This window comes from Pseudogemmobacter humi, from assembly GCF_900609055.1.
Lineage (GTDB): Bacteria > Pseudomonadota > Alphaproteobacteria > Rhodobacterales > Rhodobacteraceae > Pseudogemmobacter > Pseudogemmobacter humi.
The window spans coordinates 1-13,501 of record NZ_UXAW01000076.1; the positions used below are offsets into that span (position 1 = coordinate 1).

Consider the following 13,501-nt stretch of genomic DNA (forward strand, 5'->3'; position numbering starts at 1 on the left):
GGGCGGAATGCTCCGCCCCGCTCCCCGTGTCACGCCCCCCGCGCCTCAGAGCCCCGGATAGAGCGGGAACTTCGCGCAGAGGGCTTCGACCTCGGCTTTCACCTTCGCCTCGACCTCGTGGTTGCCGTCCTCGCCGTTCGCGGCAAGACCGTCCACCACCTCGACGATCCAGCGCGCGATCTGGCGGAACTCGGCCTCGCCGAAGCCCCGCGTCGTCCCCGCCGGGGCCCCGAGCCGCACGCCCGAGGTCACGAAGGGCTTCTCGGGATCGAAGGGCACGCCGTTCTTGTTGCAGGTGATATGCGCGCGGCCCAGAGCCGCCTCGGCCGCCTTGCCGGTCACCTTTTTGGGCCGCAGGTCGGCAAGGCAGAGATGGTTGTCGGTGCCGCCCGAGACGATGTCGATCCCGCCCTTCATCAGCTCGTCCGCCAGCGCCGCGGCATTCTGCTTGACCTGGGCGGCATAGGCCTTGAATTCGGGGCGCAGAGCCTCACCGAAAGCCACCGCCTTCGCCGCGATCACATGCATCAGCGGCCCGCCCTGAAGGCCCGGGAACACCGCCGAATTGATCTTCTTAGCGATTTCTTCATCATTTGTGAGAATCATACCCCCACGCGGGCCACGCAGGCTCTTGTGGGTCGTGGTGGTCACCACATGGGCATGCGGCAGGGGCGAGGCATGCACGCCTCCGGCCACGAGGCCCGCGATATGTGCCATATCGACATGGAGGTAAGCCCCGATTTCATCAGCAATTGCCCGGAAAGCGGCCCAGTCCCATTCGCGGCTGTAGGCGGTGCCGCCCGCGAGGATCAGTTTGGGGCGGTGCTCCAGTGCCTTTTTGCGCACCTCGTCCATGTCGAGGCGCTGGTCCTGCTGGCGCACGCCGTAGGAGATGACCTTGAACCACTTGCCGGACATGTTGACCGGCGAGCCATGGGTGAGGTGCCCGCCCGAGTTCAGGTCGAGCCCCATGAACGTGTCACCGGGCTGCAAAAGCGCGAGGAACACGGCCTGGTTCATCTGGCTGCCGGAATTCGGCTGCACATTGGCGAATTTGCAGTCGAAGAGCTGTTTGGCGCGTTCGATCGCAAGGGTCTCGGCGATATCGACGAACTGGCAGCCGCCGTAATAGCGCTTGCCGGGATAGCCCTCGGCATATTTGTTCGTCAGCACCGAGCCCTGGGCTTCGAGCACCGCGAGCGACACGATGTTCTCGGACGCGATCAGCTCGATCTCGTCGCGCTGACGGCCAAGCTCGGAACGAACCGCGCCGAACAACTCAGGGTCGCGGGCGGAAAGAGCCTCGGTGAAAAAGCCGGGGTCGCGGGTCTGGGCGGTCATACACGTCTCCGTTGGCGCTGCGCGAATTTATGCTTGCCGGATGTTTAGATCACGCCGCCCGCCAGGGAAAGGCCGGAAAACGACCGCTTCCCCGACAGGGACGAAATCGGCCCCCGCCGGTTGCCGGGGCAGGCCCTGGACGAGCGGGGTGCGGGAAATCGCGGGCTCTTTCGCGGGCGCCAGGCCGCGGGAGGGAAGCGGAGGGTTTCCCTGCGGAGAGCCCAGCCTCGCGCGCCCGTTCGGGAGACGAGCAGGATCATCGCTGCCGGATCCGCAGAGGAACTTCTGCGCGCAAAGGGCCCGGAACGCAGGGCGTTAGCCCGGGGCCTGGGCCATGGAAGAGGGGAATGGCTGCCCGATCCGGTTCCTGAAAGGCGGGGTCAGGTCAGCCACCGCACCAGTCTGATGCTGCCGGGCGATCTGTCGGGGGCAGATCCGCTTCCGGCGACGCCCGATCAGGACCCGGATTTCACCTAAGGCAATGATTGGAGGAACAACTGAATTTCGGGGCGGCATCTCTTCGCTCAGTTCGTCGGACAGCGCGTCACCCTCAAGGTCATGGCCGGCGGATGCAAAGACCGGCTCGCGCCCCGCATTGCCGCGAGTGACCGAGGGTCTTTTGTCCTGCCGTGACGCTGGCGGCAACCGGCATGTTCCGGCGTTGGCAGAGGCATCAGGACGGATCACGGGCAGAATGAGCCGCTCTCCGATCCGCAGATCGCGGGCGGTCACCGGGGCGGCCGGATCCGGGACCGGCGCGGATGCTTGCGGGATGGCCGTTTCGGAAAATGCCGGAGAGTTGCCATCCCGCAAACATTTCCGCCGCAGCCATTATCGGATCGGGTTCTGCCGGACACCGGTCTCTTCGGCGATCAGCGGAGGCCCGGCCCCGGCCGCGACAGGCGTGTTTGCCATCTGTCTCTTTTGCCCAATGCGGCAGGCGCATCCCCGGCTTCTTGCGAAACACATCCGCCAGATGCTGCCGCCTCCGCAGATCAGGGTTGATTGTATATGCTAGATGTCTGCGGGGTTGCGGGACCGGCCCTGGGCCGGTCAGCGGAAAACGTCCGGGGAAGCCGTCCGGCCGCGGTTCCGGCGGCGGGAACAAAGGCTTGAGTTTCCCGGCCCTTGCGGTCAGGGTTGCGCCCGGACGGAGGGGCGCGATGCAGCAGAAGATCAGGTTCACGGCATCAAAAGCCCGGCCCGCGCAGGAGGCGCTGGCGCGGCTGATCGCGCGTTACGGCCAGAGCGACTCGCGCCGCGCCGCCGTGGTCGTGGCGCTTGGCGGCGACGGGTTCATGCTCCAGACCCTGCGCGAGAAATCCGGCCGCGACCTGCCGGTCTACGGCATGAACTGCGGCACCATCGGCTTTCTGATGAACGCCTATTCCGACGACGATCTGCCCGGGCGGCTGGCGGCGGCGGAAGAGGCGATTCTCAATCCGCTGTCGATGCGGGCCGAGAACGTGCGCGGCCGCGTGACGGCGGCGCTGGCGGTGAACGAGGTCTCGCTTCTGCGCCAGGGGCCTCAGGCGGCGCGGCTCAGGGTCACGGTCGACGGGCGCGAGCGGCTGCCGGAGCTGGTCTGCGACGGGGCGCTGGTCGCCACCCCGGCGGGCTCGACCGCCTATAACTACTCGGCCCATGGTCCGATCCTGCCGATCGGCGCGGATGTGCTGGCGCTGACGGCGATGTCGGCGTTCCGGCCGCGGCGCTGGCGCGGCGCGCTGATCCCGAAGCTGGCCGAGGTGCGGTTCGACGTGCTCGACCCCGACAAACGGCCGGTGATGGCCGATGCCGACAGCCGCAATTCGGTGCGCGACGTGATCTCGGTGGTGGTGCGGTCCGAGGCCGCGATCAGCCACCGGCTGCTGTTCGATCCCGGCCACGGGCTGGAGGAACGGCTGATCCGCGAGCAGTTCGTCTGATCAGCGCAGTTTCCAGGCCTCGATCCGGCGGTAGAGGGTCGAGACCGATATATCCAGCTCATGCGCCGCTTTGGGCACCGAGCCGCTGTGGCGCGCGAGCGCGGCCTCGATGGCGCGGCGCTCGATGGCGGCGAGGGTCAGGCCCGCCAGGGGATCCTGCGCGGGATCGGGCCGGGCGGCGGGGCGGATGCGCAACTCGGGCGGCAGCATATCGGGTGTGACCAGCCCGCCCGGATTCATCACCGCCACATTGCGCATCACGTTCAGAAGCTGGCGCACATTGCCGGGCCAGTCGTGCTCCAGCAGGATCCGCTGCGTCCCGGGCGCGAGGCCGATGAAGCTTTTGCCCTCTTCGGCGCCAAAGCGGCGCAGCGCGACCTCGGCGATCTCGACCGCATCGCGGCCGCGCTCGCGCAGGGGCGGCAGATGCAGGGCGACGACATGCAGCCGGTAATACAGATCCTCGCGGAAGGTGCCGCGGCGGATCGCCTCCAGCGGGTCGCGGTTGGTGGCGCAGACGATGCGGACATCGACCTTGCGCGGCCGGGTGGCACCAAGCGGCTGCACCATCGAGGTTTGCAGGAAACGCAAGAGCTTGGTCTGCAATGCCGGGGCCATTTCGCAGATCTCGTCCAGAAACAGCGTGCCGCCGTCGGCGGCGGCGGCGGCACCGGGTTTGTCGGCGATGGCGCCGGTGAAACTGCCCTTCATATGGCCGAAGACCTCGGATTCCAGCAGGTCGTGCGGGATGGCGCCGCAGTTCAGCGCGATGAAAGGGCCGCGGGCGCGCGGCGATTGCGCATGCAGCGCGATGGCGGCGAGTTCCTTGCCGGTGCCGCTTTCGCCGGTCAGAAAGACCGAGGCGATCGAGCCCGCGACCGAGCCGATCACCCGATGCACCTCTTTCATCGCGGCGGAAGAGCCGATGCTGGCCGAGGGATCCCCCGTGGCCGCGGGGCGGCGTTTGGCGGGCTGGCCGGCGGGCGGCGCGCTGTCTTCGTCGGCGGCCTCCAGGGCGGCGAGGACCGCGCCAAGGAAGCGGTTCTCCTCGAAGGGTTTGAGCAGGAAATCGAAGGCCCCGGCCCGCATCGCCGCCACCGCGCGGTCGACCGAGCCCTGGGCCGACATCACCACCACATAGAGATCGGGGTTCAGCGCCAGCAGTTCCGACATCAGTGCCAGCCCGTCGCGGTCGGGCAGCATCAGATCCAGCACCACCACCCCGGGGCGGACGGCGTGGAACTGCTGCAACGCCTCGGTCGCCGAACCGGCGGCATGGACCACCATCCCTGCCGCCGTCAGCACCGAGCGGTAGACGAATTGCAGCGAGGGGGTGTCCTCGATCACGAGGACGGGGATCTGCGGCGGTTTCACATCGGCCTCCGCGAGGGGCGGACGGCGCGGGAATGCGGCCGGGATGTCCCGGCCGGTCTCACGCTTCCTGCTGTGCGTCCCTGCCACATGCGCCCGAGGGTGCCATGGCGGCGGCGGCAGGTCCAGATGCCGCGATGCAGCGCCCTCAGCCCCCGGCGAGGCCGACGGTCTTCAGCGCGGCGGCGATCTCGTCCAGGACCGCCGGGTCGTCGATGGTGGCAGGCATCTTCCATTCGCCGCCATCGGCGATCTTCACCATGGTGCCGCGCAGGATCTTGCCCGAGCGGGTCTTGGGCAGGCGGTCCACCACCAGGGCGCGTTTGAAATCGGCCACCGGGCCGATGCGCTCGCGCATCAGCCGGACGCATTCCGTCACCACATCGGCATGGGGCCGGTCGCAGCCCTTGTTCAGACACAGGAATCCGAGCGGCGACTGACCCTTGAGCGTGTCGGAAACCCCGATCACCGCGCATTCCGCCACATCGGGATGCGAGGCCAGCACCTCCTCCATCGCGCCGGTGGAAAGCCGGTGGCCCGCGACGTTGATCACGTCGTCGGTGCGCGCCATGATGTAGAGGTAGCCGTCCTCGTCGATATAGCCGGCATCGCCCGTCTCATAATAGCCGGGGAAATGCGACAGATAGCTTTTGCGGAAGCGGTCCTCGGCGTTCCACAGCGTCGGCAGGTTGCCCGGGGGCAGAGGCAGTTTCACCGCGATGGCGCCCAGCGTGCCGGGGCCGACCGGATGGCCGCCCTCGTCCAGCACCTCGATGTCATAGCCCGGCATCGGCACCGAGGGGCTGCCGGGTTTGACCGTCAAGGGCTCGATCCCCATCGGATTGGCGGCGATGGCCCAGCCGGTCTCGGTCTGCCACCAGTGGTCGATCACCGGCACCTTCAGATGGCGCTCGGCCCAGGCGATGGTGTCGGGATCGGCGCGCTCGCCGGCCAGATAGCAGATCTTCAGGTGTTTCAGGTTGTATTCTTTGACGAATTCGCCGCCGGGATCCTCGCGCTTGATCGCGCGCAGCGCGGTGGGCGCGGTGAAGAAGCTCTTCACCCTGTTTTCCGAGATCACCCGCCAGAAGGTGCCCGCATCCGGGGTGCCGACGGGTTTCCCTTCGAACACGATGGTGGTGCAGCCCGCGATCAGCGGCGCGTAGCAGATATAGGAATGGCCCACGACCCAGCCCACATCCGAGGCGGCCCAGAACACCTCGCCGGGGTTCATGTCGTAGATCGCCTTCATGGTCCAGTTCAGCGCCACCAGATGGCCGCCGGTCGGCCGCACCACGCCCTTCGGCGCCCCGGTCGTTCCGCTCGTGTAAAGGATATAGGCCGGGTGATTGCCCTCGACCGGCACGCATTCCGCCGGCTCCACCCCGTATTGAAAGGTGTGCCAGGCCAGGTCGCGGCCCTCGATCAGCTTCGCCACTTCCTGCTCGCGCTGGAAGATCACGCAGAAGTCGGGCTTGTGGCTGGCCTGGTCGATGGCGGCGTCGAGCAGCGGCTTGTAATGAACGATGCGCGAGGGCTCGATCCCGCAGGAGGCCGCGATGATCGCCTTCGGCTTGCAATCGTCGATCCTGACCGCCAGCTCGTTCGCGGCAAAGCCGCCGAACACCACCGAATGGATCGCACCAAGGCGCGAGCAGGCCAGCATCGCCTCAAGCGCCTCGGGGATCATCGGCATGTAGATGATCACCCGGTCGCCCTTTTCCACGCCTTTGGCGCGCAGGGCGCCCGCAAGGCTGGCGACGCGGTTTTGCAATTCGCGGTAGGTGATGCCTTTGCGCAGATGCGTGACCGGGCTTTCGTGGATGATCGCAAGCTGATTGCCGCGCCCGGCCTCGACATGGCGGTCGACCGCATTCCAGCAGGTGTTCACGAGGCCGTCGGCGAACCATTCATAGAGGGGCGCGCGGTCCCCGGACAGCGCGCGCGAGGGCGGCTTCACCCAGTCGATTGCCCGGGCCTCCTGCATCCAGAACCCTTCGGGATCCGCTTTCCATTGCGCATAGATCTCACGGTAGCCCATAAGCCTGCCCTCCTCCACGATGAGGCGTGTGTTAGGGTACCGGCGCGGGTGGCGCAACTTTGTTACCGGAAACAGGGTGGGATATGTTTGCAGAATTTCGCGGCGCAGGGCTGCGAATTATGCAAACCCCTGTCCGCACCACAGGACTTCGCAAAATTTCCGGTGGTTTGCAAACTGCGCGGGGCAGGGGAGCGGTCTGATTCTCCCCCGCCCGCCCGTCAGCCGTAGATCGAGACCGGCGTTCCGGCGATGGCCGACATGTTCAGCAACCCGCGCGCGGTGATCGAGGGCGTCACCACATGCGCCTTGTTGCCCATTCCCATCAGGATCGGCCCGACCTCAAGCCCGCCCGCCTTCATCTTGAGGATGTTCCTCACCCCCGAGGCGGTATCGGCCGAGGCGAATACCAGCACATTCGCCGGCCCCGCGAACCGCGCGCCGGGCAGTTGCCGCTCGCGCAGGCTTTCGTCCAGCGCGGTATCGACGTTCATCTCGCCCTCATAGGCGAAATCGGGCTCGCGCGCGTCCAGCAGTTCCAGCGCGGCGCGCATCTTGCGCCCCGAGGCGGTGTCCATATTGCCGAACTGGCTTTGCGAGCAGAGCGCGATCTTCGGCACCAGACCAAAGCGGCGCACATGGCGCGCGGCGCCGATCACGGTCTCCATGATCTCCTGCGGCTCGGGCTCGGCGCGGATATGGGTGTCGGCGATGAACAGCGGCCCGTCTTCCAGGATCATCATCGACAGCGCGCCCTGGGCATGCAGCCCGCCGCGCGCCAGCACCTGGCGGATGTAGTTCAGATGCCAGTGATACTGGCCGAAGGTGCCGCAGATCATGCTGTCGGCCTCGTCGCGGTGCACCATGACGGCGGCGATGGCGGTGGTGTTGGTGCGCATGACCGCCCGGGCGATGTCGGGGGTGACGCCCCTGCGCGCCATCAGCTCGTGATAGGTGCCCCAGTAATCGCGGTAGCGCGGGTCGTTCTCGGGGTTGACCAGATGGAAATCGCGCCCGGGCCGGATCGGCAGGCCATAGCGCTCGCAGCGCGCGGCGATCACTTCGGGGCGGCCGATCAGGATCGGCACGTCGGTGGTTTCCTCCAGCATGGCGTTCGCGGCGCGCAACACGCGCTCGTCCTCGCCCTCGGCAAAGACGATGCGGCGGGTGGCGGTGCGGGCGGCCTCGAACACCGGGCGCATCAGCAGCGCCGATTTGAACACCGATCCGTCCAGCTTGTTCTTGTAGGCGGCGATGTCCTCCAGCGGGCGGGTGGCGACGCCGGTCTGCATCGCGGCCCCGGCGACGGCCGAGGCCACCACCCCCATCAGCCGCGGATCGAACGGCTTCGGGATCAGGTAATCGCGTCCGAAGGTGAGCTGCTCGCCCTTGTAGGCGGCGGCGGCCTCGGCCGAGGTGGTGGCGCGGGCGAGCGCCGCGATCCCCTCGATACAGGCCAGTTCCATCTCGCTGTTGATCGTGGTGGCGCCCACGTCCAGCGCGCCGCGGAAGATGAAGGGGAAACAGAGGACGTTGTTGACCTGATTGGGAAAATCCGAGCGCCCGGTGGCGATGATCGCCTCGGGCGCGACCGAGCGCACCTCGTCGGGCAGGATCTCGGGCGTGGGATTGGCCAGCGCAAAGACGATGGGCTTCGCGGCCATCTTCGCCACCATGGCGGGCGTCAGCACGCCGGGGCCGGAAAGCCCGAGGAACATATCCGCCCCCGCGATCACCTCGGCCAGCGTCGCCGGGGTCGTGCCTTGCGCGAAGGCCGCCTTCTGCGGCGTCATCTGCGTCTCGCGCCCCTGGTAGACGAGGCCGTCGATGTCGCAAAGCCAGATGTTCTCGCGCCTCACCCCCAGCTTCACCAGCATCTCAAGGCAGGCGATCCCCGCCGCGCCGCCGCCGGTCGAGACGAGGCGGATCTCATCGAACCGCTTGCCGGCGACGATCATCGCATTGGTCGCCGCCGCGCCGACGACAATGGCGGTGCCGTGCTGGTCGTCGTGAAAGACCGGGATGTTCATCCGCTCGCGGCACAGGTTCTCGACGATGAAACAGTCGGGCGCCTTGATGTCTTCAAGGTTGATCGCGCCGAACGAGGGTTCCAGCGCGCAGACGATCTCGGCCAGTTTCACCGGATCGCTCTCGTTCACCTCGATGTCGAAACAGTCGATATTGGCGAATTTCTTGAAGAGGACGGCCTTGCCCTCCATCACCGGCTTCGCGGCCAGCGCGCCGATATTGCCGAGACCAAGGACGGCGGTGCCGTTCGAGACCACGGCGACCAGATTGCCGCGCGCGGTATAGCGGCTGGCGGTGGCGGGGTCGGCCTTGATCTCCAGGCAAGCTTCGGCGACGCCCGGCGAGTAGGCCCGGCTCAGATCGCGCCCGGTGGCCAGGGGCTTCGTCGCCCGGATCTCCAGTTTGCCGGGTTTGGGGAATTCGTGATAGTAAAGCGCCGCCTGCCGCGCCGCGCCCGCCGCCTCGTCCTGCATTCCACCCGACATTTCCGTCTCCCGATCAGGTGGTTTAGCCTTAAACCATGTCTGGCGCATTTCCAATCCGGCTTCGTACCCCGCCGCAGCCGGGTATGGGGGCCCTGCCCCCGTCTGCGCGCCGCGCAGACTCCCCCGGGATATTTGAGGACAGAAAATGAGATGCGCCGCCTGCTTCATTTTCTGTCTTTAAATATCCCCGCCGGAGGCATGGCCGGCACGGCCACCGGGCCGCTTGCGGCCCGCCCGGCTTCGCGTCAAACTTGTCGCCCGATCAGAAGGACGACGCCGATGCCCGAGACCCTGCGCGACGCCGCGACCCGCATCCGCGAGCATGCCTATGCGCCCTATTCGGGCTTTCGCGTGGGCGCGGCGCTCAGAACCGATGCGGGGACGGTGTTCACCGGGGTGAATGTCGAGAATGTCGCCTATCCCGAGGGCACCTGCGCCGAAGCCGGCGCCATCGCCGCCATGTGCGCCGCCGGTGAGCGGCGGATCGCCGGGGTTTTCGTCATCGCCGACAGTCCCGATCCGGTGGCGCCCTGCGGCGGTTGCCGCCAGAAGATCGCGGAATTCGCCGATCCCGGCGCGGTGGTCATCATGGCGACGCTGAGCGGCAAGACCCGCAGCGCCACGGTGGCAGAGCTGCTGCCCGGCGCCTTCGGCCCCCATCATCTGGCGGCGCGCTGATGGAGGCGCGCGGCATCATCGCCACCATCCGCGACGGCGCGACACCCCCGGCGGATGCGCTGGCCTGGTTCGCCCGGGGCCTCGCCTCGGGGGCGGTGACCGATGCCCAGGCCGGGGCTTTCGCCATGGCGGTGCTGCTGCGCGGCCTGTCGGAAGAGGGCCGGGTCGCGCTGACGCTGGCGATGCGTGACAGCGGGCGGGTGCTGGACTGGGATCTGCCGGGGCCGGTGGTGGACAAACATTCCACTGGCGGAATCGGCGATTGCGTCTCGCTCTTGCTGGCGCCGGCGCTTGCGGTCTGCGGCGCTTATGTGCCGATGGTCTCAGGGCGCGGCCTAGGCCATACCGGCGGCACGCTCGACAAGCTGGAGGCGATCCCGGGTTTTCGCACCGGCCTGTCCGAGCCTGAACTGCGCGCCCAGGTCGGCAGCATCGGCTGCGCCATCGTTGCGGCGAGCGCGGATCTGGCGCCCGCCGACCGGCGGCTTTACGCGGTGCGTGACATTTCCGGCACGGTGGAAAGCGTCGATCTGATCACCGCCTCGATCCTGTCGAAGAAGCTGGCGGCGGGGCTGGAGGCGCTGGTGCTGGATGTGAAATGCGGCTCGGGCGCTTTCATGAAAACCGAGGAGGACGCCGCGAGGCTGGCCCGCGCGCTGGTCTCCACCGCGCAGGGGGCGGGGTGTATGACCTCGGCGCTGATCACCGATATGAGCCAGCCCCTGGCGACGGCGGCAGGCAATGCGCTGGAGGTGATCGAGGTGATGGAGACGCTGACCGGCACTTCGGTCAACTCCGGCTTGCGCGAGCTGACCGCGGAACTCGGCGGTGAGGTACTGGCGCTGGCGGGTCTGGCCGGGGATGCCGCGGACGGCGCGGCGCGGATCCTGCGCGCGCTCGACGGGGGGCGGGCGGCCGAGGCCTTCGGTCGGATGGTCGCGGCCCAGGGCGGGCCGTCGGATTTCGTCGAGCGCTGGCCCGACCGGCTGCCGGCGGCGCCGGTGGTGCTGGAGGTGCCCGCCCTGGAAGACGGCCATATCACCGCGATCGACGGCGAGATGCTGGGCCATGCGGTGGTGCGGCTCGGCGGCGGGCGGCTGCGCGACGGTGACCGGATCAGCCCGGCGGTGGGGTTCTCGGATCTGGCGGGCCTTGGCGAAGAGGCGGGGGCCGGGGTGCCGCTTGCCATGGTCCATGCGCTGACGCGCGAGGCGGCGGCCGACGCGGTGGCGGCGGTGCAGCGCGCCTATCGGATCGGCGGCGCGGCTTCGGGGATGACCACGCCGGGGGACGGGCCGCTGGTTCTGAAAAGGATCTGCTGAATGGCGCGGGCCTTTCTGATCGTCCTCGATTCCGTGGGCTGCGGCGGCGCGCCCGATGCCGCGGATTTCGGCGACGAGGGGGCGAATACGCTTGCGCATATCGCCCGGGCTTGCGCCGAGGGCCGGGCTGAGCAGGGCCGCAGCGGGCCCCTGCATCTGCCGCATCTGGATGCGCTCGGGCTGGGGGCGGCGCTCCGGCTGGCCTCGGGGGCCGAAACCCCGGGGCTGGCGGCGGCGCCGCAGGGGTTGTGGGGGGCGGCGACCGAGGTGTCGCGCGGCAAGGACACGCCATCCGGGCATTGGGAGCTGGCGGGTCTGCCGGTGCCCTGGGACTGGACGCTGTTTCCCGACGAGACCCCGGCCTTTCCGCCGGAGATCCTTGCCGAGGTCTGCCGGCTGGCCGGGGTGGAGGGGACTTTGGCGAACCACCATGCCGCCGGAATGCCGGTGATCGCGGGGTATTGCGAGGAGCACCGGCAGACCGGCTGGCCGATCTGCTACACCTCGGCGGATTCGGTGTTCCAGATCGCGGCGCATGAGGAATGGTTCGGGCTCGACCGGCTGCTGCGGCTTTGCGAAGACCTCGCGCCGATCCTGCATGCGCGGCGGGTGGGGCGGGTGATCGCGCGGCCCTTCACCGGCACCTGCGACGACTTTCGCCGCACCGCGAACCGACGCGATTTCGCCATCGCGCCGCCGGGGCCGACGCTTTTGGATCACGTCGCAGCGGCGGGGCGGGCGAGCCATGCCATCGGCAAGATCGGCGACATCTTCTCGATGCGGGGGGTGGGGAAGCTGTGGAAAGGGAAGTCGGATGCTGACCTTTTCGAACATCTGACGCGCCTTGGGCGCGAGGCGGAGGACGGTTCCCTGACATTCGCGAACTTCGTCGAGTTCGACACGCTTTACGGCCATCCGCGCGATGTGGCGGGCTATGCGCGCCAGCTTGAGTGGTTCGACGCGGCTCTGCCGCGGTTTCTGGCGCGGCTGCGGCCCGGCGATCTGGCGATCTTCACCGCCGATCACGGCAACGACCCGACCTGGCGCGGCACCGAACACACCCGCGAGCGGGTGCCGGTGCTGGGCTACGGTCTGGGCGCGCGCGGGATCGGGCTTTGCGCCTTTGCCGATGTGGGCGCCTCGGTCGCGGCGCATCTGGGGGTGGCGGCGACGGGGACGGGACGGAGTTTTCTGTGATTTCGGCAGGGCAGGGGTGCTGCCGTCATGCCGCCGGTTCCTTGAACAGGTGGCGGAACGCCGGCATACCTTTTGGGTATTTATATCAGGGTGAAAGCCATAGCGGCGGAAGTCGGGGGGCGCGGGATGAGCGAATGGGCGGCCTTGCCGAAGGTGGAACTGCATCTGCATCTGGAAGGTGCGGCGCCGGCGGCGTTCATTCGCGGGCTGGCGGCAGAGAAGCGCGAGGATATTTCCGGGATCTTCGGCAAGGACGGCAACTACGCCTGGCGCGATTTCCCGCATTTCCTGAAGGTCTATGAGGCGGCCTGTTCGGTGCTGCGCGGGCCGCAGGATTACCACCGGCTGGTGCTGGCGGTGATGGAGGAAAGCGCGGCTGCGGGCGTGGTCTATTCGGAATGTTTCCTCAGCCCCGATTTCTGCGGCGGCGGTGACCCGGGGGCCTGGGCCGAGTATCTTGCGGCGATCCGTGAGGCGGCGGCGGAGGGCGAGCGGTCTTGCGGCCTTACCCTGCGCGGGATCGCCACCTGCATCCGCCATCTGGGGCCGGAGCGCGCGAAGCGGGCGGCGCTTTGCGCGGCAGAGACGGCGGGAGATTTCCTCACCGGCTTCGGCATCGCCGGGGATGAGACCCTGCTGACGCCTGCGGATTTCCTCTGGGCCTTCGATTGCGCCCGCGAGGCCGGGCTCAGGATCACCGCCCATGCCGGCGAATGGCAGGGGCCCGGCGGGATCCGCGATACTTTGCGCGCGCTCCGGCCCGAACGGCTGGGCCATGGCGTGCGCGCCATCGAGGATCTGGCGCTGGTCGATGAACTGGCCGAGGCGGGCACGGTGCTGGAGGTCTGCCCGGGCTCGAATGTCGCGCTTGGGCTTTACCGGGATTTCCGCGCCCATCCGATCCATGAGCTTGACCGGCGGGGCGTGCGCGTCACCATCAACACCGACGATCCGCCGTTCTTCCGCACCAGCATGATCCGCGAATACGAGGAGTTGCACCGCGCTTTCGACTGGGACGAGGGCCAGTTCCGGCGGCTGGCGCGCCAGGCGCTTGACGCGGCTTTCTGCGACGCGGATACGAAGAGCCGTATTGCAAAGAAGCTGGAGGGCTGA

Annotated in this window: 9 protein-coding genes; 5 read left to right on the plus strand and 4 right to left on the minus strand. The window is 68.1% G+C overall.

Features of this window, described 5'->3' with window-relative positions; genetic code table 11:
- Positions 1-45: 45 nt before the first annotated feature.
- Positions 46-1,341: a serine hydroxymethyltransferase gene (glyA, locus tag XINFAN_RS12790; RefSeq protein WP_124087260.1), complete on the minus strand. Its 1,296-nt coding sequence runs from the start codon at positions 1,339-1,341 to the stop codon at positions 46-48.
- A 1,163-nt stretch (positions 1,342-2,504) separates the two neighbouring features.
- On the opposite strand from glyA, the gene XINFAN_RS12795 reads away from it, so the two are divergent.
- Positions 2,505-3,269, plus strand: coding sequence for an NAD kinase (locus tag XINFAN_RS12795; RefSeq protein WP_124087261.1), 765 nt, complete (start codon positions 2,505-2,507; stop codon positions 3,267-3,269).
- Here XINFAN_RS12795 and XINFAN_RS12800 read toward each other — a convergent pair whose 3' ends face one another.
- From XINFAN_RS12800 to XINFAN_RS12810, 3 genes are all read right to left on the minus strand, one after another.
- Entirely contained in the window at positions 3,270-4,643 is a 1,374-nt protein-coding gene (locus XINFAN_RS12800) for a sigma-54-dependent transcriptional regulator (protein WP_124087262.1), read from the minus strand. It lies immediately after the preceding gene.
- A gap of 145 nt (positions 4,644-4,788) precedes the next feature.
- A complete protein-coding gene (locus tag XINFAN_RS12805) occupies positions 4,789-6,681 on the minus strand; it encodes a propionyl-CoA synthetase (protein WP_124087263.1) in 1,893 nt (630 codons plus the stop codon).
- A gap of 218 nt (positions 6,682-6,899) precedes the next feature.
- The gene (locus XINFAN_RS12810) at positions 6,900-9,191 is read right to left on the minus strand and encodes an NADP-dependent malic enzyme (RefSeq protein WP_124087264.1); all 2,292 of its coding nucleotides are present in this window, start codon (positions 9,189-9,191) and stop codon (positions 6,900-6,902) included.
- 279 nt (positions 9,192-9,470) lie between these two features.
- Here XINFAN_RS12810 and XINFAN_RS12815 point away from each other — a divergent pair, with 279 nt between their 5' ends.
- The 4 genes from XINFAN_RS12815 to XINFAN_RS12830 all read left to right on the plus strand — a co-directional run bounded on the left by XINFAN_RS12815 (position 9,471) and on the right by XINFAN_RS12830 (position 13,501).
- Entirely contained in the window at positions 9,471-9,869 is a 399-nt protein-coding gene (locus XINFAN_RS12815; protein ID WP_124087265.1) for a cytidine deaminase, read from the plus strand.
- Positions 9,869-11,191, plus strand: coding sequence for a thymidine phosphorylase (locus XINFAN_RS12820; protein ID WP_124087266.1), 1,323 nt, complete (start codon positions 9,869-9,871; stop codon positions 11,189-11,191). Before XINFAN_RS12815 ends, XINFAN_RS12820 begins: the two co-directional genes overlap by 1 nt.
- Entirely contained in the window at positions 11,192-12,388 is a 1,197-nt protein-coding gene (locus XINFAN_RS12825) for a phosphopentomutase (RefSeq protein ID WP_124087267.1), read from the plus strand.
- Positions 12,389-12,514: 126 nt separating this feature from the next.
- Positions 12,515-13,501 (plus strand): adenosine deaminase, encoded by a 987-nt coding sequence (locus XINFAN_RS12830; protein WP_124087268.1) that lies wholly within the window; start codon positions 12,515-12,517, stop codon positions 13,499-13,501.